1 protein-coding gene is annotated in these 212 nt (G+C 53.3%); it reads right to left on the reverse strand.

Features of this window, described 5'->3' with window-relative positions; genetic code table 11:
• On the reverse strand, nucleotides 1-212 hold a 212-nt coding region (locus HMPREF2877_RS11165), incomplete at both ends, for a hypothetical protein (RefSeq protein ID WP_256262918.1).

Genomic DNA, 212 nt, shown 5'->3' on the forward strand with positions numbered 1-212 from the left:
TCGCTCGCACTTGTTGATGCACTCATTGATGCAGACGTACTTGCGGATTCGCTAGCACTTGTTGAGGCGCTCATGGAAGCACTTGTACTTGCTGACTCGCTCGCACTTGTTGAAGCGCTCATGGATGCTGACGTACTTGCTGATTCGCTGGCACTTGTTGAGGCGCTCATTGACGCTGATGTACTTGCGGATTCGCTAGCGCTGGTTGACGC

It is taken from the genome of Streptococcus sp. HMSC072D03, from assembly GCF_001812855.1.
GTDB classification, from domain to species: Bacteria; Bacillota; Bacilli; order Lactobacillales; family Streptococcaceae; genus Streptococcus; species Streptococcus salivarius_D.